The 25,783-nt window shown below is 42.4% G+C and carries 25 protein-coding genes and 2 tRNA genes; 20 read left to right on the forward strand and 7 right to left on the reverse strand.

Annotated elements, in window-relative coordinates:
• Window positions 1–193 precede the first annotated feature (193 nt).
• The 5 genes from D3P96_RS01435 (at window position 194) to D3P96_RS01455 (ending at window position 4,935) form a co-directional block, all read left to right on the forward strand.
• Window positions 194–526 (forward strand): GA module-containing protein, encoded by a 333-nt coding sequence (locus tag D3P96_RS01435; protein WP_185696045.1) that lies wholly within the window; start codon window positions 194–196, stop codon window positions 524–526.
• A 318-nt stretch (window positions 527–844) separates the two neighbouring features.
• The gene (locus tag D3P96_RS01440) at window positions 845–1,840 is read left to right on the forward strand and encodes a D-2-hydroxyacid dehydrogenase (RefSeq protein ID WP_124942622.1); all 996 of its coding nucleotides are present in this window, start codon (window positions 845–847) and stop codon (window positions 1,838–1,840) included.
• Window positions 1,841–1,865: 25 nt separating this feature from the next.
• The gene (locus D3P96_RS01445) at window positions 1,866–3,014 is read left to right on the forward strand and encodes a PTS sugar transporter subunit IIC (RefSeq protein ID WP_124942623.1); all 1,149 of its coding nucleotides are present in this window, start codon (window positions 1,866–1,868) and stop codon (window positions 3,012–3,014) included.
• A gap of 180 nt (window positions 3,015–3,194) precedes the next feature.
• A complete protein-coding gene (locus D3P96_RS01450; protein ID WP_124942624.1) occupies window positions 3,195–4,343 on the forward strand; it encodes a PTS sugar transporter subunit IIC in 1,149 nt (382 codons plus the stop codon).
• A 76-nt stretch (window positions 4,344–4,419) separates the two neighbouring features.
• Window positions 4,420–4,935, forward strand: coding sequence for a YbhB/YbcL family Raf kinase inhibitor-like protein (locus D3P96_RS01455; protein ID WP_124942826.1), 516 nt, complete (start codon window positions 4,420–4,422; stop codon window positions 4,933–4,935).
• A 54-nt stretch (window positions 4,936–4,989) separates the two neighbouring features.
• Here D3P96_RS01455 and rpmF read toward each other — a convergent pair whose 3' ends face one another.
• A complete protein-coding gene (rpmF, locus tag D3P96_RS01460; protein WP_057745386.1) occupies window positions 4,990–5,160 on the reverse strand; it encodes a 50S ribosomal protein L32 in 171 nt (56 codons plus the stop codon).
• Between the two features lie 214 nt (window positions 5,161–5,374).
• On the opposite strand from rpmF, the gene D3P96_RS01465 reads away from it, so the two are divergent.
• From D3P96_RS01465 to D3P96_RS01480, 4 genes are all read left to right on the forward strand, one after another.
• A complete protein-coding gene (locus D3P96_RS01465) occupies window positions 5,375–5,812 on the forward strand; it encodes a universal stress protein (protein WP_124942625.1) in 438 nt (145 codons plus the stop codon).
• A 64-nt stretch (window positions 5,813–5,876) separates the two neighbouring features.
• The gene (locus D3P96_RS01470) at window positions 5,877–6,341 is read left to right on the forward strand and encodes a MarR family winged helix-turn-helix transcriptional regulator (protein WP_124942626.1); all 465 of its coding nucleotides are present in this window, start codon (window positions 5,877–5,879) and stop codon (window positions 6,339–6,341) included.
• 32 nt (window positions 6,342–6,373) lie between these two features.
• A tRNA-Gln gene (locus D3P96_RS01475) sits at window positions 6,374–6,445 on the forward strand.
• Window positions 6,446–6,566: 121 nt separating this feature from the next.
• Complete coding sequence (locus D3P96_RS01480) at window positions 6,567–7,520, forward strand: L-lactate dehydrogenase (RefSeq protein WP_124942627.1); 954 nt, start codon at window positions 6,567–6,569, stop codon at window positions 7,518–7,520.
• 46 nt (window positions 7,521–7,566) lie between these two features.
• Here the strand turns inward: D3P96_RS01480 and budA are convergent, their stop codons facing one another.
• Together budA and alsS are read right to left on the reverse strand one after the other, a co-directional pair.
• Window positions 7,567–8,280: an acetolactate decarboxylase gene (gene budA, locus D3P96_RS01485; RefSeq protein WP_124942628.1), complete on the reverse strand. Its 714-nt coding sequence runs from the start codon at window positions 8,278–8,280 to the stop codon at window positions 7,567–7,569.
• Window positions 8,281–8,324: 44 nt separating this feature from the next.
• Complete coding sequence (alsS, locus tag D3P96_RS01490; protein WP_124942629.1) at window positions 8,325–10,010, reverse strand: acetolactate synthase AlsS; 1,686 nt, start codon at window positions 10,008–10,010, stop codon at window positions 8,325–8,327.
• Window positions 10,011–10,368: 358 nt separating this feature from the next.
• On the opposite strand from alsS, the gene D3P96_RS01495 reads away from it, so the two are divergent.
• From D3P96_RS01495 to prfB, 10 genes are all read left to right on the forward strand, one after another.
• Window positions 10,369–12,513, forward strand: coding sequence for an ATP-dependent Clp protease ATP-binding subunit (locus D3P96_RS01495; RefSeq protein ID WP_124942630.1), 2,145 nt, complete (start codon window positions 10,369–10,371; stop codon window positions 12,511–12,513).
• Window positions 12,514–12,800: 287 nt separating this feature from the next.
• Complete coding sequence (locus D3P96_RS08465; protein ID WP_124942631.1) at window positions 12,801–13,445, forward strand: COG3942 and LysM peptidoglycan-binding domain-containing protein; 645 nt, start codon at window positions 12,801–12,803, stop codon at window positions 13,443–13,445.
• Between the two features lie 73 nt (window positions 13,446–13,518).
• The gene (locus D3P96_RS01505; RefSeq protein ID WP_124942632.1) at window positions 13,519–14,061 is read left to right on the forward strand and encodes a C40 family peptidase; all 543 of its coding nucleotides are present in this window, start codon (window positions 13,519–13,521) and stop codon (window positions 14,059–14,061) included.
• A gap of 10 nt (window positions 14,062–14,071) precedes the next feature.
• Window positions 14,072–14,365 carry a GNAT family N-acetyltransferase gene (locus tag D3P96_RS01510; RefSeq protein WP_124942633.1) on the forward strand — a complete coding sequence of 98 codons (294 nt, stop codon included), beginning with the start codon at window positions 14,072–14,074 and terminating at the stop codon, window positions 14,363–14,365.
• Between the two features lie 65 nt (window positions 14,366–14,430).
• Window positions 14,431–14,973 carry a dUTP diphosphatase gene (locus D3P96_RS01515; RefSeq protein ID WP_124942634.1) on the forward strand — a complete coding sequence of 181 codons (543 nt, stop codon included), beginning with the start codon at window positions 14,431–14,433 and terminating at the stop codon, window positions 14,971–14,973.
• A 9-nt stretch (window positions 14,974–14,982) separates the two neighbouring features.
• Window positions 14,983–16,359: a DNA repair protein RadA gene (radA, locus tag D3P96_RS01520; RefSeq protein WP_124942635.1), complete on the forward strand. Its 1,377-nt coding sequence runs from the start codon at window positions 14,983–14,985 to the stop codon at window positions 16,357–16,359.
• A gap of 16 nt (window positions 16,360–16,375) precedes the next feature.
• Window positions 16,376–17,476 (forward strand): PIN/TRAM domain-containing protein, encoded by a 1,101-nt coding sequence (locus D3P96_RS01525; protein ID WP_124942827.1) that lies wholly within the window; start codon window positions 16,376–16,378, stop codon window positions 17,474–17,476.
• 74 nt (window positions 17,477–17,550) lie between these two features.
• Complete coding sequence (gene gltX / locus D3P96_RS01530) at window positions 17,551–19,047, forward strand: glutamate--tRNA ligase (protein ID WP_124942636.1); 1,497 nt, start codon at window positions 17,551–17,553, stop codon at window positions 19,045–19,047.
• A 228-nt stretch (window positions 19,048–19,275) separates the two neighbouring features.
• Window positions 19,276–21,648: a preprotein translocase subunit SecA gene (gene secA / locus D3P96_RS01535; RefSeq protein ID WP_124942637.1), complete on the forward strand. Its 2,373-nt coding sequence runs from the start codon at window positions 19,276–19,278 to the stop codon at window positions 21,646–21,648.
• 57 nt (window positions 21,649–21,705) lie between these two features.
• A complete protein-coding gene (prfB, locus tag D3P96_RS01540) occupies window positions 21,706–22,824 on the forward strand; it encodes a peptide chain release factor 2 (RefSeq protein WP_124942638.1) in 1,119 nt (372 codons plus the stop codon).
• A gap of 52 nt (window positions 22,825–22,876) precedes the next feature.
• Here the strand turns inward: prfB and D3P96_RS01545 are convergent, their stop codons facing one another.
• Window positions 22,877–23,095: a hypothetical protein gene (locus D3P96_RS01545; RefSeq protein WP_124942639.1), complete on the reverse strand. Its 219-nt coding sequence runs from the start codon at window positions 23,093–23,095 to the stop codon at window positions 22,877–22,879.
• Window positions 23,096–23,231: 136 nt separating this feature from the next.
• On the opposite strand from D3P96_RS01545, the gene D3P96_RS01550 reads away from it, so the two are divergent.
• Window positions 23,232–23,304, forward strand: a tRNA-Lys gene (locus D3P96_RS01550).
• 89 nt (window positions 23,305–23,393) lie between these two features.
• On the opposite strand, the gene D3P96_RS01555 is transcribed toward D3P96_RS01550, so the two are convergent.
• The 3 genes from D3P96_RS01555 to D3P96_RS01565 form a co-directional block, all read right to left on the reverse strand.
• The gene (locus D3P96_RS01555; protein ID WP_124942640.1) at window positions 23,394–24,152 is read right to left on the reverse strand and encodes a glycerophosphodiester phosphodiesterase family protein; all 759 of its coding nucleotides are present in this window, start codon (window positions 24,150–24,152) and stop codon (window positions 23,394–23,396) included.
• Window positions 24,153–24,395: 243 nt separating this feature from the next.
• Window positions 24,396–24,887 carry an HD domain-containing protein gene (locus D3P96_RS01560; protein ID WP_124942641.1) on the reverse strand — a complete coding sequence of 164 codons (492 nt, stop codon included), beginning with the start codon at window positions 24,885–24,887 and terminating at the stop codon, window positions 24,396–24,398.
• 42 nt (window positions 24,888–24,929) lie between these two features.
• The gene (locus D3P96_RS01565) at window positions 24,930–25,700 is read right to left on the reverse strand and encodes a TrmH family RNA methyltransferase (RefSeq protein WP_124942642.1); all 771 of its coding nucleotides are present in this window, start codon (window positions 25,698–25,700) and stop codon (window positions 24,930–24,932) included.
• Window positions 25,701–25,783 lie beyond the last annotated feature (83 nt).

Genomic DNA, 25,783 nt, shown 5'->3' on the forward strand with positions numbered 1-25,783 from the left:
GTGAAAAGCATTTGAAATATAGTGATAATGTTGTTAAATGAGGACCTAGGCATACAGATGCGTCTGTTTGGCTGGGTTCTTATTTCATTGAGATACTTGAAAAATTAGTATTAATCCATTATTGATAGGTCTCAAATTCAACTGACCCAAAGGCTATCCAATCCGATGATCAGTGGTAGCTTGGATGGTACAGATGCGATTAACTAAGGTAAAGAATGCACAAAACTTGCAGGATGCCAAAGATGATGCAAAGCAACAGGTTGATCAGTTACCAAACTTGACACCAGATCAAAAGCGGGTCTTTAAAGACCACATCGGAGGCGCGACATTAATGACGGCAGTTCAAGCAATTGTTGGTGAAGCGCCGCAATTAAATGATGGTCACGCAAAATCCAACCAACAAGCCCAATTGCCAAATGCGGCTGTGAATGCTCAGTCTGATATGGGGGTACTTGGTGGAGCAATGTTAGGACTATTAACATTGTTTGGATTAGGTAAGCGCCGTAAGCGTGAAGAAGAAAAGTAATTAAAAAAAGATTTTCTTCACATTTGAAAAGACCTTTTGTTAAGTCAAAAGGTCTTTTTTGTGTGGGCAGGTAGATATCAATGCGTTAAGAATGGGGTTGTACGGAAATATGATTGAATTCACAATGTAAAAAGATGCTGGCCTTTTAGAAAGTCGTGAAAATAAATATGCTATAATTAACTTTGTGAAGATGAAACCGATTACAAACGAAAGGTAAACGTTTTAATTGTTGACTACTTCACAAGGGTAAGCGTATAATTAATGACGGTTAAAAAACTTATGTATCTGTTTTGAATGGATATTATGGAGGAAAATATAATGAAGATTTTTGCTTATGGAATTCGTGAAGATGAACAACCAGCATTGAAGGAATGGGAAGCTAACAACCCTGAAGTCGATGTCGAGTTTACAGATCAATTACTTACACCTGAAACAGCTGCTTTAGCTAAGGGTGCCGATGCAGTCAATGTTTACCAACAATTAGACTACACACGCGAAACGTTGTCAGCTTTGCACGACTTGGGAATTAACAAGATGTCATTGCGTAACGTTGGAATTGATAACATCGATTTGCCAGCTGCTCGTGAATTTGACTTCAGCATTTCAAACGTGCCAGTTTACTCACCAAATGCGATTGCTGAACACTCAATGATTCAACTTTCACGTTTGCTACGTCGTGCCAAGGCTTTGGATAAGAAGATTGCTAACCATGACTTGCGTTGGGCACCAACAATTGGACGTGAAATGCGCATGCAAACGGTTGGTATCATTGGTACTGGTCACATCGGTCGTGTTGCCATCAAGATTTTGCAAGGTTTCGGTGCAAACGTAATTGCTTACGATAAGTTCCAAAATGATGATATCAAGGCACAAGGTTTGTATGTTGATACATTGGATGAACTTTACGCACAAGCAGATGCAATTTCATTGTACGTTCCTGGTGTTGCTGAAAACCACCACATGATCGATGCTGAAGCTATCTCAAAGATGAAGGACGGCGTTGTTTTGGTTAACGTTGCTCGTGGAAACTTGATGGATATCGATGCTGTGATCGATGGTTTGAACTCAGGTAAGATTTCTGACTTCGCAATGGACGTTTACGAAGAAGAAGTTGGATTGTTCAACGAAGACTGGTCTGGTAAGGAATTCCCTGATCCAAAGATTGCTGATTTGATTGATCGTGAAAACGTATTGGTAACACCTCACACTGCCTTCTACACAACTAAGGCCGTTTACGAGATGGTAACACAATCAATGGACGCTTCATTGGCCTTCATTAAGGGTGAAACTCCAGCCATTGCGGTTGAATACTAATAATTATTTGAGAGTAGGGAAAAATATGAATAATCAAGTTTTTGACGGTAGCTATAAGTTTACCGCTAAAGATTTCTTTTTTAAGGTGCTGAATGGGTCAGCACAAGGTATCTTGATTGGTGTATTGCCATCAGCCGTTCTAAAGTATGTCCTATTGCCATTCATCAAGAGTGGTCAAAGCTGGGCAATGGACTTTAATGCCATCTTGGTATTGTTCAGTTCATTCATTCCAATTTTGATTGGTGTTGCGATTGCTTTGCAATTCAAAATGAAGCCACTCGATGTTGGTGTTATGGCGATTGCAACTGGGGCTGCTTCTGGCTCAATTAAATGGGCGACTGCACCAGCTGGGTTCGTGAACCCGGTAACTGGTGTGAAGGCAGTTGCACCTGGAACAGTGTATATTGCACAAGGTGCCGGTGATGTGATTAACGCCATGATTGTTGCGGCAATCGGTGTTGTGGTCATTTGGTTGGTTGCTAAGTATCTTAATGGGTTTGGTGCTGTTGCAATCATCTTGAGTCCACTTCTTATTGGTGGTGGTGTTGCCATGCTTGGCCACATCATTGCGCCATACGTGGGGGCGATTACAACGGCTATCGGTAATGGGGTTGAATTGTTCACTTCACTTCAACCATTGCCAATGGCCATCTTGATTGCGATGGCCTTCGCTTGCTTAATTGTTACGCCAGTATCAACTGTTGGTATTGCGCTAGCAATCACATTGTCAGGTGTTGGTGCCGGTGCTGCTGGTGTCGGAGTTGTTGCAACAACGGTGGTGTTGTTGATCAACTCATTGAAGGTAAACAAGCCTGGAACAACAGTTGCCATCTTCTTGGGAGCGATGAAGGGGATGATGCCTTCAGTCTTCAAGAAGCCAATCATGTTCTTGTCATTCTTGGCAACAGCCGCTGTAAGTGCTTTGCCAGTTGCTTTGTTCAACGTTCAAGGAACACCAACTTCAGCCGGATTCGGTTGGATTGGAATGGTTTCACCTATCCAATCAATGTTGGCTGATGGTCCTGATAAGGTCTTCATTAACCACGTTGTTAGTGTTGTCCCTGGAATTGTAACTTGGTTTATCGTACCAATCATTGCTGGATTTGTTATGGACTTCCTTTTCTCAAAGGTTTTGCATTTCTATTCTCCAGAAGATTTCAAGCAAGATATGTAATGAAATAAAGATCGTGAATGTCTAACATTCACGATCTTTTTTATTTCCCCTAACATTAGCACGACTATGTGAAACGTTGCACTTGTAATCGTTTCTGGATATGGTAAAATACAATACTGTTGTGCAATATATGAATTTATTGCGTACATTGTATATAAATAAAAAAATTGGAGTAAACAAATGACTAGTCAAACCTTTGATGGCTCTTATAAGTTAACTTTTAAGGACTTCTTTTTCAAAGTATTAAACGGCTCTGCGCAAGGGATTATCATTGCGGTCTGTCCATCAGCCATTGTTAAATATATTCTTTTACCTTTCGTCAACAGTGGGCAAGCATGGGCGATGGATTTGAACGCAATTTTGGTTCTATTCTGCTCGTTCTTACCAATCATTATTGGGGTGCTCACGGCTTTGCAATTCAACATGCGTCCATTGGACGTCGGAGTGATGGCAATCGCTGTAGGGGCCTCAACAGGCTCATTTAAATGGGGAACAGCTCCAGCGGGGTTCGTTAATCCAGTAACGCATGTCACACAAGTTCAACCGGGAACCTTATTTATTGCTTCTGGAGCTGGAGATGTAATTAATGCGATGATTGTTTCAGCCATTGGGGTGCTTGCCATTTGGCTGGTATCACGTTACCTAAATGGTTTCGGAGCAGTTGCCATTATCCTAAGTCCACTTGTGATTGGTGGAGGCGTGGCCTTCATCGGTAATATGATTGCGCCATACGTTGGTGCTGTTACCGCAGCCATCGGAGAATTCGTTGAAATGTTTACAGAACTACAACCATTCCCAATGGCAATCTTGATTGCAATGGCCTACTCATGTATCATCGTGACGCCAATTTCAACAGTGGGAATTGCTTTGGCAATTTCATTATCTGGTCTTGGTGCCGGTGCTGCTGGGATTGGGGTTGTCTCAACGACAGTGGTTTTGTTGATTAACTCACTTCAAGTGAACAGTAAAGGAACTTCAGCTGCCATCTTCTTGGGAGCGATGAAGGGAATGATGCCAAGTATCTTCAAGAAGCCGCGGATGTTCTTGGCGTTCATCACAACTGCAGCGATTAGTGCGATTCCGGTTGTACTATTCAATGTTCAAGGTACGCCAACTTCAGCTGGTTTCGGTTGGATTGGGATGGTTTCGCCAATTCAATCAATGGTTGTTCACGGTGCGGACAAGACGTTCATGTCACATGCCGTTGCCGTCGTACCTGGATTGATTACTTGGTTTGTGGTCCCTGTGTTGGCCGGATTACTTGTTAACTATGTGTTAACGAAGTTCGCCCACTTATACTCAGCTAAAGATTTAAAACAAGAAATGTAAACGAAAAGGTCACAGCGCTGCTGTGACCTTTTTCTGTATCGGTGTATAATGTGAGGCATTAGAGGAGGTATGAATGATGCAAATCAAGATCGAATTAGATGCAGACGGGGATTTACCTGATTTATATGCAAAGGCTGCCCCTGAGACGGCTACGGTGAATGGAACACCAGTGATTTCATTTCCGTTTGAAGTGCTTAACATACCAAAATCGGCCAACTATTTGGCTTGGACTTTGATTGATGCCGATGCGATTCCAGTAACTGGATTTGCGTGGATTCATTGGACGATGGCAGATGTACCCGTAACTGGACGCAATCTGGTGATTCCGGCTGACTTCTCTCGCGAGACATCAGCTGGGGTTCAAGGGCTGAATAGTCAGGCGTCTAAGTTTGTCGGAGAGACTGACCCAGCGTTAACGATGCGCTATACCGGACCAATGCCACCTGATCAGCCACATGCGTATCGCTTGGAAGTCTTTGCAATGCCAGAGCTACTAGGGCTTGTCTCGGGGTATTTTCTCAATGAACAATACCGCGCACTGACGGGAAATGTTTTGGAAAAGACCCATTTAGATATTTGGGCTAAAAATTAAGAAGAGACGAAAAAAAGCACATCGGAGAGTATCCGATGTGCTTTTTAAAGTTAATTACTTTGAGATAACTTGCTTACCCTTGTATGAACCATCAGCTGAAACGTGATGGTTACGTACGTAAACGCCGTTTTCGTCCAAGTGGATTGCAGGTGTCTTAATGCCACCGCGTCCGCCACGACGCATGCGCTTCTTCATCTTTGATGTCTTACGTGCAGGAACTGCCATAGATAAATCCTCCTTACACCGCCGTGTTTAAAAGAAGGCAGTGTTATTTATAATCGATATTATTTTCAACTGTTCTAAATTACCTGATTTTCGACCTTTTGTCAAGTTTTTGGTTAATTTCATTGATTTTTCGACCTTTTATTTACAAACGGTCAAAAAAGGGAGATAATTTAGGTAGAACAAAAAAATAATCGTCATAAGAGGAGAATTTATTATGGTTGAACCAAAGCGTTTTAAGAATGTATTAGTTGCGGTTGATGATTCAGAATTGGGTCAATTAGCATTGGTGAATGCCATTCACCAAGCTGAAGAAGATGGGGCTAAGTTGACCATTGTATCATTTTTTGAGCCAAGTGAACTCAATACTTTTGATGCATTAGACAAAGATAAAATCCAAGCGGCAGAATCAAAAGTCGAAGATGATTTGAAGAAGTTTCAAAAGCAGGCATTGGATGCCGGTGTTGCGGATGTTCAACCTATTTACGGTGTTGGTGAGCCGGGGGAACAATTGGTTAAGCATGTGATTAGTGAGGCGCATGCTGACTTAGTTGTGATGGGGGCACACTCGAAGCCAGGTGTACGCACGTATTTCGGATCACAATCAAACTACGTGGCCACACACGCTGAAGTGACAGTGATGATTGTCCGTTAAGTTGTCGTGAAGCGAAGGGCGCGCGGGCGTCCTTTTTTTATGGGGAATTTGGGGAGTGTATGAGATGGACCTATTAAATGAATATATCGATGCCTATTTGTCGACGTTGAAGTATTTGGATGAAGTAATATCTGAGCCGGCGGATGAATATGAGTTATCATTTGAACAATACTTAATTTTGCATAATATAGCCCAACAAGATGGGCTAACATTAAGTGATATTGTTGAGAATCGGAGTGTAACTCGGGCGGCAGTGTCGCGACAAATCAAGATGTTGTTAAAGCGTGAGTATGTATATCAAGAACCCGATGATCATGATCGGCGCCGAATGCTTTTACATTTAACCGAAGCGGGGGTCGAGGTTGAAAAAATTGTCACCAAGCGTGTGGAGACACGTTTTCAAGGCTGGGTCGAAGTTTTTGGTCAAACGACAGCGCAAAACATTTTAGAGTTTATCCGCACGTTTGACGACAAAGTGGTTTCAAAGACAAAGGCGCGCGCCCGCAATAAAAACGACTTGTCAAGTTAAAATGAGTGTTGTATAATAAACAAGTTGATTTTTGGGCATTAGCCAAGCGGTAAGGCAATGGTTTCTGGTATCATTATTCGCTGGTTCGAATCCAGCATGCCCAGCTATTGAGAGCAATTCATTTATGGATTGCTCTTTTTTGTACCATTTAAACCCCTGTTTTGAATTCCTTTGTGAAAAATGGTACAATGGACTTGTTAAAAACATTTTACTGGAGGGTTTATCATGGCACAACATCATCAAAAGGTTGTCCTAATTGGGGACGGCGCAGTTGGTTCATCATACGCATTCGCATTGATGCACCAAGGAATTGCTGAAGAATTAGTTATCGTTGACGTTGCGAAGGAACAAACAGTTGGGGATGCATTGGATTTGGAAGATGCAACTGCTTGGACCTACAACAAGAGCGTTCGCTCAGGTGACTATGAAGATGCGAAGGATGCTGACTTAGCTGTCATCACTGCCGGAGCACCACAAAAGCCAGGTGAAACACGCTTGGATTTGGTTGATAAGAACTTGAAGATTATGCAATCAATCATCACGCCACTTATGGCCTCAGGTTTTGATGGTATTATTTTAGTTGCTGCTAACCCGGTTGATATTTTGACAATGGCAGCCCAACGTTTCTCAGGTTTGCCAACAAACCGTGTCTTTGGTTCAGGAACTTCATTGGACACAGCACGTTTGCGCGTTAACTTGGGTAAGGAATTTGGGGTTGCCCCAGAAAGTGTTGATGCCTACATTTTGGCTGAACATGGTGATTCAGAATTTGCTAACTTTGCTGAAGCAACAATCGGTGGACGTCCATTGTTGGATTGGGCAGCTGAAAAGGGGCTCACTGAAGAAGATCTAGAACAAATTCTTTATAACACGGCTCACAAGGCGTATGAAATCATTAACCGTAAGGGTGCGACATTCTACGGTATCGGAACATCTTTGGCACGTATTACACGCGCTATCTTCCGTGACGAACGTGCCGTATTGCCTGTTGGGGCATACTTGGACGGTCAATATGGTTTGAATGATATCTACATCGGTACACCTGCCATTATCGGTGCCAACGGTGTTGAAAGTGTTATTGAAACAAAATTAACTGACTCTGAATTGGAACGTTTCCACGATTCAGCAAAGACTTTGAAAGAAGTCGCTGAAGGTGGTTTCGCCAAATTAGGTGACTAAAATTAAAAAAGCTGAACACATAACTGTGTTCAGCTTTTTTTGTGGATTAATGACCACCTTCGGCCGCTTGGATACCTTCCTTTAAACCATCAGCCATTGGCGTATGATCTCGGAATGCTTCGTTTTCAATGGGCAGGTGGAGTTGGAAATCACTCATGAGTTCAAGCGTCCCTTGTAGTTGTTCGGTGTGGGTTTCAAGTAAATGACCACCAAATGTGTGGTCATCACTTAGGAAGTGGAGATGCCAACCGGCAGCAACCGTACCTTGATATAATTCTGGGGCGAAATAGCCGACAATCGTACCGCTGATATTTTCAGCGGTAAAGGTTGGCTGTTTTTGGGCAACTTCCAATAGACTTGGATATGGTGCCGTAGACTTAGGCGCTGCTCGAACCAAAACATCTTTAAAGTTACCATGTAACTCTAAGGCAGCAAAATTGTTTGTGAAATGATATTGATGTTGCAAGTCAGCTAGGCTGGCAAAATCAGTGGGGGCTAAATCAAGCGCAATTGCATCATCAGAAGCGAAGTGGACAGTCGCGAAAGGAAGGGTTGTCCCCATGTCGGTAATGTGGTTGACGTGACCGTATTCGTCGGCTTGATGTACATCGCCATTTAAGATGATGACTTCGCCATCGACACCATCGAGCGTTCCAATTCCGGTATCACCGTGGGTAAGTAGATCACCAATCGTTGTGGTGCCTTGCATTTGTTTAGCCATTAAAGCGGCTAGGGTGCTATGTTGATAAATTTTTGACATTTCAATTCCTCCAAAAAAAGCCGCCAAGGGCAGCTTGTCTATTTTTAACCTTCTGATTCAACTAATTCAGCTAATTCAAAATTATGTGAGTAATCAACAGGAATGTCGACAACGACAGGACCTTCGGTAGCAAAGGCTTCATCAAGGACAGCATCAAGTTGATCGGGATTTTCGACACGAAGTCCCTTAGCGCCATTTGCTTCGGCGAACTTAACGATATCAATGTTGGCGAATTTAACACCAGCAGATTGACCGTCGTACTTCTTTTCTTCTTGGAACTTAACCATGTCGTAGTTGGCATTGTCATTCCAAACCAAGCTAACGGTGTTTAAACCAAGTGCAACGGCTGTTGAAAGTTCTTGTCCAGAGAAGAAGAAACCACCGTCTCCTGAAACGGAAACAGACTTCGCGTTTGGACGAACCATGGCAGCGGCCATTGCCCATGGCAACCCAACCCCAAGGGTTTGCATACCGTTTGAAATCAAGAAGTGACGTGGTACGTATGACTTGAAATGACGTGCCATCCAGATATAGTGTGATCCGATATCAGTTGAAACAGTCATGTCATCAGTCACATGTGCTTGCAATGACTTAATCACATTAAGTGGGTGGTTAAGGTTTGCGGCAGCTGGCGTGTATGTCGCTTCATCTGCTTCACGTAGTTCTTGCTTAAAGCTAGCCAATTGCTCAAGTGATGCATTAGGCATCTCATAACCGACAATTCGTGATTGTAAGTCATGCAATGTGTCAGCGATATTACCGATCAATTGACGTTCTGGTGCAAAGTGATTATCAATTTGTGCGGCAGTTGTATCTAATGAAACAATGCGCAAATTCTTTTCAGCATTCCAGTTACGAGGTTCGTATTCGATGGCATCATAACCGACAGTAATCACCAAGTCAGACTTAGCTAAGAGTTGGTCACCAACTTGGTTACGGAACAAACCGATACGACCGAAGAAGGTTGCAGGTTCAAGGTCACGTGAAATGACCCCAGCCCCTTGGAAAGTTTCGACAACTGGCAATGTTGTTTGCGTGAGCAAATCATGCAAAGCGTCAGTTGTGGCATCGTCAGATCCGCGTTGACCAACCAAGATAACTGGTAACTTAGCACTTTTAATTTGGTCGGCTAACCAATCGATATCAGTGATTGAAGCGGCACCCATGCGTGGAGCTTGAACTTCAGGAATCGCTTTTGTTGAGACAACTGCATCATCAACGTCTTGAGGTAATGAGACGAATGCTGCGCCGGGCTTAGGACCATTGGCGGCAACGATTGCGTTTGAAACGATTTCAGAAATGTTTTCTGGGTCTTGAATTTCAGCTGAATAATTGGTGATTGGCGCGAAAATTGCAGTTGCAGGTGTACTTTGGTGTGTTAAACGATAAAGGTCTTTACGAGGAACTTGACCACCGATGGCAAGTAATGGATCACCTTCGGCGCTGGCAGTCATTAAGCCTGTGGCCAAGTTACCAACTCCAGGTCCTGAAGTCGCGATGACAACACCAGGCTTACCCGTGATGCGGGCAAACCCCTGGGCCATGAAGATGGCGTTTTGTTCGTGGCGTGTGACAACAAGCTTTGGTGACTTTTCACCAGCAGCTGGGTGGTCCAAACGTTCAAAAAGACGGTCGATCTTGGCACCAGGGATACCGAAGACGAGGTCAATATCGTTGTTATTTAAAGTGTTAACGAGTAAATCTGCACCATATTCTTGCTTTTCTGTCATGTTAGAAAAAATTCCCCTCTATATATATGTAAATAATAAAACGTTGGTTTCATTGTACAACAAAACTTTGCGAAAAGAGAGTAAAGTTTAAAAGTTTTAAAATAAAGCTGTTTTTTAGTTCAATTTAAAGTTTCAGTGTATAACAAATGTCATTAACGACATTAATGTGACATTTATTTCAAATTTATGAAAAAAATGTCAAAAAAGACTTGCACTCTTTGAACAAGAGTGCTAATATAGTATTTGTAAGTTAGGAATGGCTAAGAAGTAAAAGTTAGCCCGAATCGCTAAAACGATTACGCCTGACGAATGTTAACTACAGATACAAACATTGTACAGAAATTAGGAGGCCGCAACTATGGCACAAGATACATTTGGATTTTCAGACTTTGATGATATTTTTCGGATGATGAATAACGATGCGTCACGCATGAACCGGTCACAACAAGATCAAATGAGAAATCAACAAATGCGTGGACAACGCGCACCACAACAACCTAAAGAAGAAAAGGGTATGTTAGACCAATATGGTGTTAACATGACTGAACTTGCCCGTCGTGGAAAGTTCGACCCAGTCATCGGACGTGATGATGAAATCGATCGCGTCATTGAAATTTTGAACCGTCGTTCAAAGAACAACCCAGTTTTGATTGGAGAACCTGGAGTTGGTAAGACAGCTGTTGTTGAAGGATTGGCACAAGCAATTGTAAACGCCAAGGTTCCAGCAAAGTTGCAAGATAAGGAAGTCATTCGTTTGGATGTTGTTTCACTTGTTCAAGGAACTGGTGTACGAGGTGAATTTGAAGAGCGTATGCAACAATTAATGGATGAAGTTTCAAAGCGTAAGGATGTTATCCTATTCATCGACGAAATTCATGAAATCATGGGTGCCGGTGGAACTGGAGAAGGTTCAATGGACGCTGGAAACATTTTGAAGCCAGCTTTGGCTCGTGGAGATTTCCAATTAGTTGGTGCAACAACTTTGAATGAGTACCGTGATATTGAAAAAGACGGAGCGATTGCACGTCGTTTGCAAACCGTTATGGTCGACGAACCTTCAACTGATGAAGCTGTTCAAATCTTGAAGGGTATCCAACCTAAGTATGAGGATTACCACAAGGTAAAGTACTCAGAAGGTGCTATCCAAGCTGCTGTTGATTTGTCAAACCGTTACATTCAAGAGCGTTTCTTGCCTGACAAGGCGATTGATTTGATGGATGAAGCTGGATCAAAGAAGAACCTTTCATTGAAGGTTGGGGATCCAAAGGAAATCCAAAAGAAGATTGATGCAGCTGAGGCTAACAAGAAGCAAGCAGCTGATGATGAAGACTTCGAAAAGGCTGGTTACTGGCGTGACCAAATCAACCAATTGACTTTGCAACTAGAATCAATTGAAAGTCAAAAGCCTCAAGACGATTCAACTAAGACAGTTACAAAGCGTGACATCGAAAAGATCGTTGAAGAGAAGACTGGTATTCCAGTCGGTGAATTGGCTGAATCAGAACAAACACAACTCAAGAACTTGGATAAGAACCTTTCAGACCACGTGATTGGACAAGAAAAGGCAACTGAACAAGTTGCACAATCAATCCGTCGTAACCGTGTCGGCTTTAACAAGTCAGGTCGTCCAATTGGTAGCTTCTTGTTCGTTGGACCAACTGGTGTTGGTAAGACAGAAACTGCAAAGCAATTGGCAAAGGAATTGTTCGGTACTGAAGACAACATGATTCGTTTCGATATGTCAGAATACATGGAGAAGCAATCAGTTTCTAAGTTAATCGGAGCACCTGCTGGATATGTTGGATACGAAGAGTCTGGTCAATTGACTGAAGCTGTTCGTCGCCACCCATACTCAATCGTGCTTTTGGATGAGGTTGAAAAGGCTCACCCAGACGTCATGAACATGTTCCTACAAATTCTTGATGATGGACGTTTGACAGATGCACAAGGACACGTTGTATCATTTAAGGATACAATCGTCATCATGACATCTAACGCCGGACAAGATGCACCAGAAGATACACCATTGATGGATCGTTTGGCACCATACTTCAAGCCAGAATTCTTGAACCGTTTCGATGCGATTGTTGAATTTGATGCTTTGAGCAAGGATAACCTACACAAGATTGTTAACTTGATGCTAGATGACATGAACAAGACAATCTCAGCAAAGGGATTGCATGTACATGTGACTGATGCAGCTAAGGATATGTTAGTTGATGAAGGTTACGACCCTAAGATGGGTGCTCGTCCACTACGTCGTGTCATTCAAAATCAACTTGAAAACAAGATTGCTGACTTCTACCTTGATAACCCTGAAGTGAAGGATTTGCGTGCCGAAGTACATCACGATACAATCGCGATTGTTGCTGAGACTGATCCTGATCAAGAAGTGGTTGATGAAAAGGAAGAAAAGGCTGATGCAAAGGCTGAAGCTGTGACTGAAGCTGAAGATAAGGCTTTTGAAGCTAATGATGAATTAGAAGCAGACCCAGAAGTATAATCTGTTTGCGAAAATAAAAAGACTGTCAGAGATGGCGGTCTTTTTTTTATTGATTTACGCCTATTAGTTTAAGAAAGAGTAAAGGTGTGTTAGAATAGTAATTGTGAATTTATTAACGACGCAATGCTTTTAATTAGTGAATTGAGATACTGAAATGTAATAAAAGTAATTGAAACGCAAATGCTAGCAAATTAAAACGCAACAGCGAAGTAGTATACTCATTAAGTAATAGTTAGTACTTAAAAGACGAAATTAAAAAGTAGATAGCATTTTTGGAGGATGGGAATATGAATACAACAGTAAAGAATACCTTATTGGCGACCGTTGGTGCCGCTGCTGCCTTTGGTGGTGCAACAGCCGTTGCTTCTGCCGACTCAGTAACCGTTAAATCTGGTGATACGCTTTATTCAATTGCTAAGGCAAATGGCGTTTCAGTTGATGAATTAGCTTCAATTAATAATGTGACAAACCCGAACTTGATTTTCGTTGGTCAAAGCCTTGAATTATCAAAGAACGCATCTGCCCCTAAGCAAACAACAGTAAAGCCTGCAGCAACACAACAACAAGTAGCTGCAAAGCCTGTTGCGAGTGCATCACATGCAGTGATGGATGCATCTAACACATACCCAGCTGGTCAATGTACTTGGTTTGTTAAGAATGCTGCACCTTGGGTTGGTAACAATTGGGGTAACGCTACAAACTGGTCTGCTAGTGCAGCTGCTGCTGGATTCTCAGTGAGCGGAACACCAAAGGTTGGTTCAGTTGCTGTATTCGGTGCGGGTGTTGGTGGTGCAGATCCTGTCTACGGTCACGTTGCTATGGTCGATGCAGTTAACCCTGATGGAACAATTACGATTTCTGAAGGGAACTACGCTGGAATGGCCTACCACACACGTACAATTTCAACTGCTGGCCTCCAATTCATTAACTAATTTTGAAAAATGTTAGCTAGCGAGCTCGTTTATGCGGGCTCGTTTTTTGTATCATTAAGAAAAAGGTGACAAAATGGCTTATAAGATGGAACCAGGACGAGTGGTCCACTTAAATGATTTAGATGAAGTTGACAGTGAAATTGTCTTTAAGGCGCCGCAGGGAGAACAAGCGTTTGAAATTATCTCGGCCTATTTTACACCTGGGACGCAGACCCAACGCATTCAAAATAAAATGATGCAGATGGTCATGGATAGTATGCGTGCCAATTTGTGGGATGTGGTGCATCGAGTCTTAGGGAAACCATATCAACTACGAGGCAATCGACCAGATGCAGGATTCGATCTAGGTGGGCTTATTCAATATATATACAATAATATTTACGGGGTAAGCTTCCCAAATGACGTTAAAAAGCAATTGGCTAGTGTGCAACACTTACCACTGAATGAAGCAATGCCAGGTGATTTACTGTTTTGGGGTAATCCGAACCTTATTTCAAATGCTGGTGTTTACTTGGGCGGAGGACGCTATCTGACTGTTGATTTAATTGGTGGAATCGTTGAAATTCAAACGGTCTCGAAGACGTGGATGCCTGACTTTGTCGGTAGTTTACGATAGGAGGATATGTATGACTTATAAATTTTTACACGAACCAGGTCGCTTCTATTTAGAAGATGATGCAGGTGCAACCATAGCCGAAATTGACTATGCGGAAAGTGATACACCAAAGGTTTGGACCATTGATCATACCTTTGTCGCACCTGCATTACGGGGTGCGGGAATGGCGGGTCAATTGTTGGATCGATTAGCGGAAGAAGCCCGCGCACAACACGTTAAGTTGAAGCCGGTTTGTGCTTATGCCAAAGCGGCTTTTACACGCGATGCTAAGTATGATGATGTGAGTGCTGAATCAAGCGAATGACTTTAGTAATCATTTGAATTTAGTTATAATAGAATGTATGAATTTATATGAAATGAGAAAATAAAATGGCGCGGAAATTTGAAATTGTTGAAAAGTATCGAGATGCAGACCTAGAACTACCTAAGCGGGCAACCCGTCAAGCGGCTGGTTATGATTTTCAAGCAGCAACTGATTTTACGTTGCCATCAATCTGGCGTGTGCCGTTTTTACGCGTTTTGAAAAAGTTGCGCATTGGCGAAGCTTTGACGACTGATGAAATGAAGCAGGCAAAAGCTGACGTTAAACCGCTTTTAGTACCAACGGGTATTAAAGTGTATATGGGAGAAAATGAATACTTAATGATTGCGAATCGTTCATCAAATCCGCTAAAGCGTGGATTTGTATTGCCTAATGGTGTCGGAATCATTGATGCGGATTATGTGGATAATGAACAAAACGAAGGTGAAATTTTTGTTCAAATGATTAACTGGGGATTGACGGATCGCACGATTAAAAAGGGTGAACGCATTGCCCAAGGGATCTTTATGCCATTCCTAGTAATAGATGATGATGCACAAGATACTAAAGCAGACCGTACGGGTGGATTTGGTAGTTCTGGCGTCAAGTAAGGAGTAACAATGGCAAAAACAAAAACGCAGTTTGTTTGTTCAAACTGTGGAAACGTTTCTCAACGCTACATGGGACGTTGTCCATCATGTGGTGCCTGGGGAACTTTGGTTGAAGAAGTACAACAACCAGAAAAAGCAGACCGCAAATCACGCGTCAACTTAGCTGGGCAGACGGCTAAAGTTGAACGTCTTGATCAGGTCGATATCGAAGAGACGCCACGCATCTTGACACAATCAGAAGAATTTAATCGCGTCTTAGGTGGGGGGATTGTACCAGGATCATTAGTTTTGATTGGTGGTGACCCTGGAATTGGAAAATCAACATTGTTGCTCCAAATTTCAGGAGACTTATCAAGTCACGGGCAACGCGTGCTGTATGTTTCGGGTGAAGAAAGTGCATCACAAATTAAGTTGCGGGCCGAACGGTTGGGTGTCCAAGGGGATGCAGAGTTTTATTTGTATCCTGAAACAGACATGTCCGCCATTCGTAAGGCAATTGATGAATCAAAACCTGATTTTGTGGTCATTGATTCCATCCAAACGATGCAACAGCCGGATATTAGTTCGGCGATTGGCTCAGTGGCGCAAATTCGTGAGACGACGGCTGAACTTTTGCAGATTGCCAAAACAAATGGGATTACCATTTTTATCGTGGGTCACGTGACAAAAGAAGGGGCTATCGCTGGTCCGAAGATTTTGGAGCACATGGTCGATACGGTTTTGTATTTTGAAGGGGATAATCAACGGAGCTATCGCTTACTACGGGCAGCTAAAAACCGCTTTGGTTCGACGAACGAATTAGGTGTGTTTGAAATGGTGCATGAAGGATTAAGTGAAGTTAAAAACCCTTCTGAAATGTTCCTAGAAGAACGTTTGGAGCATGCGAGCGGCTCAGCCGTTGTGGTTGCTTTGGAAGGAACACGACCCGTGTTAGTTGAAGTGCAGGCCTTGGTGACTCCGACAGTCTTTGGGAATGCACAACGAACAGCTTCGGGAATTGATCGCAATCGTGTGTCAGTGTTGATGGCCGTATTAGAAAAGCGAGCCAACTTGTTGATGCAAAATGAAGATGCCTATGTACGTGCAGCCGGTGGTGTGAAACTTGAAGAGCCAGGGATTGATCTAGCGTTAGCTGTCGCGATTGCGTCAAGTTATCGTGATAAGGAAACTCGTGTGGGAGATGCCTTTGTGGGTGAAATCGGGTTGACAGGTGAAATTCGCCGTGTGCCAAGAATGCTTGACCGCATTTTGGAAGCACAAAAATTGGGCTTCAAGCGTGTCTTTGTACCACAAAAAGCGCTTGAAGGTAAGCAAGATGAGATTAAAGATATCGAAGTCGTCAGTGTTAAAACGCTCGCCGATGCGTTACAGCGGGCGCTAGATTAGGAGGAGTTAGTTGATGATGCGCAAACGAATCATTCAATTGGCCTACATCATTTTAGGTGGAGCATTAACCATTAATGCTTTACCGCTATTATGGCGGGTGATTGGGGTCCAGAATGACTTATGGTTAAACAATGTCGTTGTAAATTTCTTGATCGGTGGGCTGATTAGTTTTATTATCAGTATTCCAACTTGGCGTTATGTTGATAACGGTATTCGAGAAATTGAAAATTTCCTCAATCGTCAATCACCTTTGATGCTCTTAGTTGGTTCATTGGGAACGTTGATTGGGTTAGCGTTAGCAGTTTTTATCACAACACCGCTCCAACGCATGGATAGTGTCCTTATGAGTTCGGTAATCCCCGTTTTGATTATGCTATTATTCGGTTATTTGGGATTTCGACTCGGGACTACCCGCATTGACGAGTGGCGCAATCTAATTCCTTCGCTCAATAATATGTCGCGTCTGACGAAAATTCGCGGACATAAGAAGGATGATGATTCAGTTGAGCAAAACGAAGAAAATTATCACCATTATAAGATTCTGGATACGAACATTTTGATTGATGGGCGTATTTTAGATATCGTGAAGACCGGGTTTATCGAAGGAACATTATTGGTCCCTAATTTCGTCTTGTATGAGCTGCAGTATCTTGCTGACAAAGGTGAGGAAATTAAGCGCGTCCGTGGCCGTCGAGGCTTGGATGTCTTAAACGAATTGCGTGAGCAAACTGCCGTTCCGTTGGAAATGTGGGAAGGTGACTACAAGAACATCAAAGAAGTTGATGAAAAACTCATCCAATTAGCGAAAGATCTTGATGGTGCCTTGGTTACCAATGACTTTAACCTAAATAAGGTGACCCAGTTCCAGAGTGTTCAAGTGTTGAACTTGAACGCTTTGGCTGGCGCTTTACGTCCAAGTATTAAAGTCGGTGACCATTTGACAGTCACCCTTGTTAAAAATGGAACAGAACGTCAACAAGCGGTGGCCTATCTTGATGATGGGACCATGGTTGTTGTTGAAGATGGACGTGATAAACTCCAAAAGAAGGTTACCGTCGAAGTGACCTCTGCCTTGCAGACGGATGCTGGACGAATGATTTTCGCAAAGCTCGTTTAAGGCGTTGAAACAAACCGCATTCGGCGGTATATTAGAAGATGACAAAACAAGAAAAAATAAAGGAGTCGGTAACAATGACTGAAACGACTGAAAAAAAGGTACGTGTGCGTTATGCACCATCACCAACTGGACATTTGCACATTGGGAATGCCCGTACCGCCCTCTTTAATTGGCTATATGCCCGCCATTATAATGGTGAATTTGTAATCCGAATTGAAGATACAGACCAAACGCGTAATATCGCTGATGGGGAACATTCACAATTAGATAACTTAGCTTGGCTAGGTTTAGATTGGGATGAATCACCAGCTAATCCTGGTGAATATGGTCCTTATCGTCAATCAGAACGTTTGGAAATCTATAAGCCATTAATTCAAGATTTGTTGGATCGTGGATTGGCATATAAGTCATACAAGACTGCTGATGAATTGCAGGCTGAACGTGAAGCACAACAAGCGGCTAAGCAAGCACCTCACTATGTTTATGAGTATGCCGATATGACTGACGAAGAAATTGCCGCTGCACAAGCTGAGGCCGAAGCAAAAGGCTTGCCTGCTGTTGTTCGTTTACATGTCCCAGAAAACAAAGTTTATGCTTGGGATGATATGGTTAAGGGACATGTTGAAATTAACTCAGATACTGTGGGTGGCGATTGGGTCATTCAAAAGGCTGATGGTATGCCAACTTATAACTTTGCCGTTGTTGTGGATGATCACATGATGGAAATTTCTCACGTTTTGCGTGGGGATGATCACGTGTCAAACACACCAAAGCAATTGATGATTTATGAAGCCTTTGGTTGGGAAGCACCAGTCTTTGGGCACATGTCATTAATTATCAATGCGGAAACGGGTAAGAAGCTTTCTAAGCGTGATGAAACGATTCTGCAATTCATTGAACAATATCGTGAATTAGGTTACTTGCCTGAAGCAATGTTGAACTTCATTGCCTTGTTAGGTTGGTCACCAGTTGGTGAAAAGGAAATCTTCACCAAGAAGCAATTGGTTAAGCAATTTGATGAAAAGCGTTTGTCAAAGTCTCCAGCTAAGTTTGATAACAAGAAGCTCGAATGGATTAACAATGAGTGGATTAAGACCGGTGATCAAGACATGGTCTTTGATAAGATGATGCAACAATTGGTGAAGTCAGAATTGGTTGATCCTGCTGAATTGACACCTGAAAAGATGCAGTGGTTACGTTCTGTTATGAATGTGTATATGGACGGTGTTTCCTACACAGCTCAAATCGTTGATCTCATTAAGCCAGTCTTCTTCGCAATGCCTGGACCAACTGCTATTCCTGAGTCACAAAAGGAGTGGATGCTTGGTGAAAATGTGCCTTTGCTCTTAGCTGAGTTCAGCGAGAAGCTAAGCGCACTCCCAATTTTTGATGCCTACAATATCTTGAATGCAGTACGTGAAATTCAATCTGAAACGGGTATTCGTGGTCGTGATCTTTGGAACCCATTGCGCATTGCCACAACACGTCAAGAACAAGGGCCTAATTTGGGATCATTACTTGAATTACTTGGCCGTGAACAATCATTGGCAAACATCAAAGAATTCTATTAAGCGGATTAAACACAGCCCAGCTTTCTGGGGTGTGTTTTTTTGCAGATAGCTATGATAATTAGGCAAACAATGTTAAAATATAAAGGTTACGGTACACGATAATCAGGAGCTTAAACGATTGAGCTGAAACTAAATTACCGTGTACCCCTGCAAGCAATAGCTTGCGTTAAAAATAATCAAAACAATCAAAAGACAAAGAAAAAATCTTTAAAAAAAGGAAGATTGAGCATGGCGAATCCATTACGAAAAATTATTGAAAGTGATCGCGGTACATTAAAGCGATTATCTCGTACAGCTGATGAAGTGATGGCGTACGAAGACGAAATAGCAGCATTGTCTGACGCAGAACTTCAAGCCAAGACACCATACTTCCGTGATTTACTTGAAAATCAAGGTAAGACCCTTGATGATATCTTGCCCGAAGCGTTTGCGGTTGTCCGTGAAGCTGCTAAGCGAGTATTAGGATTATTTCCATTTAAGGTACAAGTCATGGGATCATTGGTCTTACATGGCGGAAATATCGCTGAAATGCGTACCGGTGAAGGTAAAACGTTGACGGCGACGATGGCTGTTTATTTGAATGCCTTACCTGGTAAGGGTGTACACGTTGTTACGGTTAACGAATACCTTTCTGAACGAGACGGTGAAGAAATGGGTGAGCTTTATAACTGGCTTGGCTTAACTGTCGGTATTAACGTGTCAGATATGTCTTCTGAAGAAAAACGTGAAGCCTACGAAGCAGACATCACGTACTCAACTAACTCTGAAATTGGATTTGATTTCTTGCGTGATAACATGGTTGCGCGTAAAGAAGATCGTGTTCAACGTCCATTGAACTTTGCTTTGGTCGATGAAGTTGACTCAATCCTGATTGATGAGGCTCGAACACCATTGATTATTTCTGGAGCACCTGCTCAAGAAAATACACAACTTTACATTCGAACTGACCGCTTCGTAAAGACTTTGGAAGAAGAAACTGACTATACTGTTGATTTGGAAACGAAAACAGTTAACTTGACTGACGAAGGAATTAAGAAGGGTGAAAAATACTTCAACCTACCAAACCTTTATGCCGAAGGTAATTCAGCTTTGACCCACCATTTGGACCAAGCTTTGCGTGCCAACTATACAATGTTGAACAACAAAGACTATGTCGTGCGTGATGGTGAAGTGGTCTTGGTCGATGCGTTCTCGGGTCGTATTCAAGAAGGTCGTCGTTTCTCTGATGGACTCCACCAAGCGTTGGAAGCCAAAGAAAAGGTTGATATTCAAGAAGATAACCGAGCCATGGCATCAATTACGTACCAAAACTTGTTCCGTCGTTACAACAAGTTGTCTGGTATGACTGGAACTGCACAAACTGAAGCGGAAGAATTCCGCGAAATTTATAACATGGAAGTCACAACAATTCCAACCAACCGACCAATTCAACGTGTCGATGAGCCGGACTTGTTGTACCCTAACTTGCATTCAAAGTTTAATGCCGTGGTAAAGCTTGTTGAGCAATTACACAGTAAGGGACAACCCATCTTGATTGGTACGGTTGCCGTTGAAACATCAGAATACTTATCTAATCTTTTGGACCAACGTAACATTCCACACAATGTGTTGAATGCCAAGAACCACGCGCGTGAAGCTGAAATTATTGCTAATGCCGGTCAACAAGGTGCCGTTACAATCGCCACCAACATGGCTGGTCGTGGAACTGACATCAAGCTTGGCCCTGGGGTCAAGGAAGTTGGTGGTTTGGCTGTTATCGGTACTGAACGTCATGAATCACGACGTATTGATAATCAGTTGCGTGGACGTGCCGGACGTCAAGGTGACCCTGGTTACTCACAATTCTTCTTGTCACTTGAAGATGATTTGATGCTTCGTTTCGGTGGAGATCGTTTGAAGAACATGATGGAGCAAATGAATCTTCAAGATGAAGATGCTGTTATCAAGAATCGTTTGATTACCCGTTCCGTTGAATCTGCGCAACGTCGTGTTGAAGGAAACAACTATGATTCTCGTAAGAACGTTTTGCAATACGATGATGTTATGTCACAACAACGTGAAGCATTTTACAAGAACCGTAACGAAGTCATTGATGAAGAACATTCATTGAAGGATGTCATCTTGCCAATGGTTGAACGTACGATTAACCGTGTCGTTGACAACAACACCATCGGTAAAGAAAACGAGTGGGATTTGGTCGCGTTGAATGATTTCGCGCGTTCAGTCTTAGTACCAGAAAATGAAATCAATGTGTCAGATTTGCGAAACAAGGATCGTGATGCTTTGAAGGATTACTTGTATAGCCGTGCCAAGGAAGTTTACAACCAAAAGGCCGAACAACTGCAAGATGATGAGCAATTTTTGCAATTCACGCGTGTGGTGATTCTCCGAGTGGTTGATAACTACTGGACTGAACACATGGAAAACATGAACCAATTACGTGATTCAATCCAATTGCGTGGTTATGGTCAATTAAATCCATTGATTGAGTATCAAGAAGAAGGATTCCGCATGTTTGAAGAGATGATTGCTTCAATCGAATATGACTCAACCCGTCTATTCATGAAGTCTGAAATTCGTCAAAATCTACGTGCTGAATAAACAAAAAAAGCCGGGATTACATCCCGACTTTTTTCTTTAGGTGAAAGAGAGGTTGCTATGGAATTAGCTGAAGCGCGGCGCCAATTAAATGAGATGACTGAAGAAGTGAATAACTTTGGGAAGTCATTAGACCTAGGGGCTATGAATGATGAAATCGCCGCTAACGAAGATGAGATGAGTCATCCAGATTTTTGGAATGATCATGAAGCGGCACAAAAAGTCATTGATCAAAATAATGATTTGAAAAATCGTCGTGATAACTATCTGAAGTTGCAAGATGAAGTTGAAGAAGCAACGGCTGGCTTGGAATTGTTGACTGAGGATCCTGAAGATCCTGATATGCAAGCGGAGATGGATGAGAGTCTGACAAAGCTAGCTCAAGACTTAGAATCATATCGTCTGGAACAATTACTAAATGAACCCTATGATAAGAACAACGCCATTCTTGAAATCCATCCTGGATCTGGTGGAACAGAATCAGCCGATTGGGGTGCAAACATGCAACGGATGTATACCCGTTGGGCTGAACAACATGGTTTCAAGGTCGAAGTATTGGATTACCATGCTGGGGATGTTGCTGGAATTGATTCTGCCACATTGAAGATTGTAGGCCGCAATGCTTACGGTTATCTACGTTCAGAACGTGGTGTGCACCGATTTGTGCGTATCTCACCATTTGATTCGGCTGGTCGTCGCCATACGTCATTCGTTTCGATTGATGTCATGCCTGAATTGGACGATTCAGTTGAAGTGGACATTAATCCTGCTGACGTTAAAATGGACGTGTACCGTGCCTCTGGGGCTGGTGGACAGCACATTAACAAAACATCTTCGGCGGTACGTTTGACTCACGAACCAACTGGAATTGTTGTGGCTTCCCAACAAGAACGTTCGCAATTTCAAAATAAGGATTTAGCTTACAATATGTTGCGAGCTAAGTTATACCAGTTGGAAATGGATAAAAAAGAAGCTGAACGGGCTAAGATTGCCGGAAGCCAAATGGAGAATGGCTGGGGTTCACAGATTCGTTCTTACGTCTTCCAACCATATCGGATGGTTAAGGATCACCGAACGAATTATGAATCAAGTAATCCTCAAGCAGTGATGGATGGCGCCTTAGACCCATTTATCGATGCTTACTTACGTTGGAAACTTGCCTCTGAGAATCCTGAATAAAAGAAAAACGCATCAGACGATTTGGCCTGGTGCGTTTTTATATGCGTTTTGTTTATAGAAAGGCGTATGCAGCAGCGGCCAAGAGCCCAAGGAAAATAATGAGGACCATGCCAATGACAATGACCTTCACCCAAGTTGGATAAGGCTTGACTGGTTCTGTATCCGTTGCTTCTTCAAGCAAGTGGGCTTCATACTTATCGATTTGATCCTCGGTAGGGGCGATTTCATCTTGCTTTTTTTCATTAGGCACATTGATTTTTTGCTTGCTCATCGGGTTTCTCCATTCGTTGTTTACATGTATAGCTAAAGCATAAAGAAAAAGTCCGCAAATTGCAAATAAATGCCTTGAAATTTTTGTTTCAGTCGGTATAATGGTTTAAGTAAGCTAATTTGTTAGCGAGCGGTATGTCTCCATAGCTCAGTTGGTAGAGCAAGGGACTTTTAATCCTTGGGTCCACGGTTCGAGTCCGTGTGGGGACATCCTGAAAGAGCACATGACATTGTCATGTGCTTTTTTATTGTCCAAAATACATAAAAAAGAAGCTATCCGGGAAAGGATAGCTTCTTTTTTAAACGGCAATCGCAGCACTGACTTTAGGTGCCACAATTTCATTTGCAACGTCGGTGAAGATACCATCGACACCATAGTCACTTAATGTTTCGACCGTTTCAAGGTTGTTAACTGTGTAAACATTAACTTCGAAGCCACGGTCTTGAATCTTGGCAATGTTTTCTGGTGTTGCATCAGCTTTGTCGATGTGAATGTAACGTGCGTTACATGCGTCGGCGATGAGTTGCCAGTCGTCCAAGAATTGACCTTCATCATACAAAACCGCGTAGTCAAGTTCAGGCGCTGCGGCATGCATCTTCATTAACATGACTGGGTTGAAACTTGAAATAATCAAGTTAACTTGATCATTGATTTCACGAAGGTAGGGCACTAATTGCGCGATTAGCTGATCAGCCAAAGCACTGCAGTTTGGTCCGGTAACACCCTTCAATTCCAAGTTTAAGTTCATTCCTGAGTCATCAACGAAGCTAAGTAAATCATCCATTGTTAACAATTGGGTTTTGGCGAACTCTGGGCCAAACCAGCTACCAGCATCAGCATCCATGACTTCATCATAAGTCATCGCTGTAATTTCACCAGCATGGTCCGTTGTCCGGTCAAGTTTATCGTCATGCAAGAGGATAAGTTGTCCGTCGGCTGTAATTGAAACATCAGTTTCAAACCAGTCTAAGTTGTAATCTAACATCGGTTCAAAGCTACGTAATGTGTTTTCAGGTGCGATGGCTGAAAGTCCACGATGCGCAATAATCTTTGTCATATTTTCTTAACTCTTCTTTTCTGTAAATCTAGAAAATGGCTGTTTTTATTTTTTTGTATGTTAATTATATTAAAGGTTTTTTGTAAAAATGGAACACACAATTTGCTTAATTAAGTAAAGATTTCTTTACAGAGATATGGCGAAATGTTTATTAAGAAATAGAACAGTGAGAGGTATCTAATGATGCTTTTCATATAACTTTGCGCAAAGGGGATGAGACAGTAAAAAAGACCAATTAAAGAATTAATTGGCCTTTGTTTTACGATGGGTTAACTTTTTAAAACGTTCTGTGGCAGGGGTGAAGAATTCTTGCACCGCAGCCCAATTATCAACCATATCTATTAAGATACTTTCACGATAATGTGGTAAGGCAGATGTGCTCCCCCACATATGTTTAAGAATAATATCTTTTTCCTTAGGTGATAGGTCGGTAATTTTTTCAGCATTTCGTAGCGAAACCCGAGGGTGGATGTAAGCATGGGTACCCAATTCGAATTTAGTGGTTCGCCAATCATAGAAGAACATATCATGTAGCAAACCAGCACGTGCAACTGCACGTGCATCGAGATGCCAGCGTTTAGCTAAGCGATAACTCTGGTATGACACATTAATTGAATGGGTCAAACGATCTGAGTGATGATGTTGTACATAGTCGCCTAATTTTTGAACCTCTGGGGTCCGTAATAAATCAGAAACGATGTCAACATACGCTTCATCTTCACGCCAATCTTTCATAGATGACTCACCTCCATTTCTATTAAGTTTAGTCCCGTTAGCTTAACGTTGCTTTAAAGCAAACATTGCGATACCAGCGGCAACCGCAACATTTAATGATTCAGCCTCACCTGAAAGTGGGATGAATAAGTTTTGTGAAGTTGCTGCCGCAAGTTCAGGACGCATCCCTTGACCTTCGTTACCCATAACAAGGGCGAAAGTATCTTGGGGTTGTACTGAGAATAAATCAGCAGCAGTTGGATCTAATTGGGTTCCGTAAACATTAATTTCATTGTCACGGAAAGTGTTTGTCCACTTTAACAAGTCACCATCAGTGATTGTTAAGTGGAATTGGCTACCTTGCATGGCACGGACTGCCTTAGGTGAATAGGGGTCAACTGATCCTTCACCGAACACAACGCCAGCGAATCCGGCGGCATCAGCAGTACGGACCATAGTTCCCACGTTACCTGGATCTTGGATACCATCCAAGAATAACCAAGCCCCTTGGTGCACATATTGTGGTTCGCGCTTTGCGGTAGGTAATGAAACTTCTGCAAAGATCCCTTGAGGTGTCACTAAATCAGATAACTTCTTGGCAATGTCAGTTGTGATTTCAAAAACAGGTACCCCAAGTGGTAATTCTTCTTGGTGTTCTGCTAGTTGAGCTGACGTACCCATGATGGCATGTAAGTGACCATCGTGGTGAATGGCTTCTTGTACAAGATGCCATCCGTCCAATAGATAGGTCTGATTTGCTTGACGACCTTTTTTCGTTTGCAACTTTTGCCATGCTTTGACACGGCTGTTCTGGTTTGATGTTATATTTTCCATAAAGATTATTATACGCTGATTCGCGTGATTTTGCTTATGTTATAATAAATTCAATATAAATGAAGTGCAAGAGAGGGGAATTT

This window comes from Weissella viridescens, from assembly GCF_003862435.1.
Classification (GTDB): domain Bacteria; phylum Bacillota; class Bacilli; order Lactobacillales; family Lactobacillaceae; genus Weissella; species Weissella viridescens_A.

What these genes read in the sequence shown, in the direction of transcription:
- D3P96_RS01495 (WP_124942630.1), top strand. Translation starts at nt 10,369, where the DNA reads ATGGCACAAGATACATTTGGATTTTCAGACTTTGATGATATTTTTCGG.
- D3P96_RS08465 (WP_124942631.1), top strand. Translation starts at nt 12,801, where the DNA reads ATGAATACAACAGTAAAGAATACCTTATTGGCGACCGTTGGTGCCGCT.
- D3P96_RS01515 (WP_124942634.1), top strand. Translation starts at nt 14,431, where the DNA reads ATGGCGCGGAAATTTGAAATTGTTGAAAAGTATCGAGATGCAGACCTA.
- D3P96_RS01470 (WP_124942626.1), top strand. Translation starts at nt 5,877, where the DNA reads ATGGACCTATTAAATGAATATATCGATGCCTATTTGTCGACGTTGAAG.
- prfB (WP_124942638.1), top strand. Translation starts at nt 21,706, where the DNA reads ATGGAATTAGCTGAAGCGCGGCGCCAATTAAATGAGATGACTGAAGAA.
- radA (WP_124942635.1), top strand. Translation starts at nt 14,983, where the DNA reads ATGGCAAAAACAAAAACGCAGTTTGTTTGTTCAAACTGTGGAAACGTT.
- D3P96_RS01480 (WP_124942627.1), top strand. Translation starts at nt 6,567, where the DNA reads ATGGCACAACATCATCAAAAGGTTGTCCTAATTGGGGACGGCGCAGTT.
- gltX (WP_124942636.1), top strand. Translation starts at nt 17,551, where the DNA reads ATGACTGAAACGACTGAAAAAAAGGTACGTGTGCGTTATGCACCATCA.
- D3P96_RS01555 (WP_124942640.1), bottom strand. Translation starts at nt 24,152, where the DNA reads ATGACAAAGATTATTGCGCATCGTGGACTTTCAGCCATCGCACCTGAA.
- D3P96_RS01525 (WP_124942827.1), top strand. Translation starts at nt 16,376, where the DNA reads ATGCGCAAACGAATCATTCAATTGGCCTACATCATTTTAGGTGGAGCA.
- D3P96_RS01465 (WP_124942625.1), top strand. Translation starts at nt 5,375, where the DNA reads ATGGTTGAACCAAAGCGTTTTAAGAATGTATTAGTTGCGGTTGATGAT.
- D3P96_RS01450 (WP_124942624.1), top strand. Translation starts at nt 3,195, where the DNA reads ATGACTAGTCAAACCTTTGATGGCTCTTATAAGTTAACTTTTAAGGAC.
- rpmF (WP_057745386.1), bottom strand. Translation starts at nt 5,160, where the DNA reads ATGGCAGTTCCTGCACGTAAGACATCAAAGATGAAGAAGCGCATGCGT.
- budA (WP_124942628.1), bottom strand. Translation starts at nt 8,280, where the DNA reads ATGTCAAAAATTTATCAACATAGCACCCTAGCCGCTTTAATGGCTAAA.
- D3P96_RS01560 (WP_124942641.1), bottom strand. Translation starts at nt 24,887, where the DNA reads ATGAAAGATTGGCGTGAAGATGAAGCGTATGTTGACATCGTTTCTGAT.
- alsS (WP_124942629.1), bottom strand. Translation starts at nt 10,010, where the DNA reads ATGACAGAAAAGCAAGAATATGGTGCAGATTTACTCGTTAACACTTTA.
- D3P96_RS01440 (WP_124942622.1), top strand. Translation starts at nt 845, where the DNA reads ATGAAGATTTTTGCTTATGGAATTCGTGAAGATGAACAACCAGCATTG.
- D3P96_RS01545 (WP_124942639.1), bottom strand. Translation starts at nt 23,095, where the DNA reads ATGAGCAAGCAAAAAATCAATGTGCCTAATGAAAAAAAGCAAGATGAA.
- D3P96_RS01435 (WP_185696045.1), top strand. Translation starts at nt 194, where the DNA reads ATGCGATTAACTAAGGTAAAGAATGCACAAAACTTGCAGGATGCCAAA.
- secA (WP_124942637.1), top strand. Translation starts at nt 19,276, where the DNA reads ATGGCGAATCCATTACGAAAAATTATTGAAAGTGATCGCGGTACATTA.
- D3P96_RS01445 (WP_124942623.1), top strand. Translation starts at nt 1,866, where the DNA reads ATGAATAATCAAGTTTTTGACGGTAGCTATAAGTTTACCGCTAAAGAT.
- D3P96_RS01455 (WP_124942826.1), top strand. Translation starts at nt 4,420, where the DNA reads ATGCAAATCAAGATCGAATTAGATGCAGACGGGGATTTACCTGATTTA.
- D3P96_RS01510 (WP_124942633.1), top strand. Translation starts at nt 14,072, where the DNA reads ATGACTTATAAATTTTTACACGAACCAGGTCGCTTCTATTTAGAAGAT.
- D3P96_RS01505 (WP_124942632.1), top strand. Translation starts at nt 13,519, where the DNA reads ATGGCTTATAAGATGGAACCAGGACGAGTGGTCCACTTAAATGATTTA.
- D3P96_RS01565 (WP_124942642.1), bottom strand. Translation starts at nt 25,700, where the DNA reads ATGGAAAATATAACATCAAACCAGAACAGCCGTGTCAAAGCATGGCAA.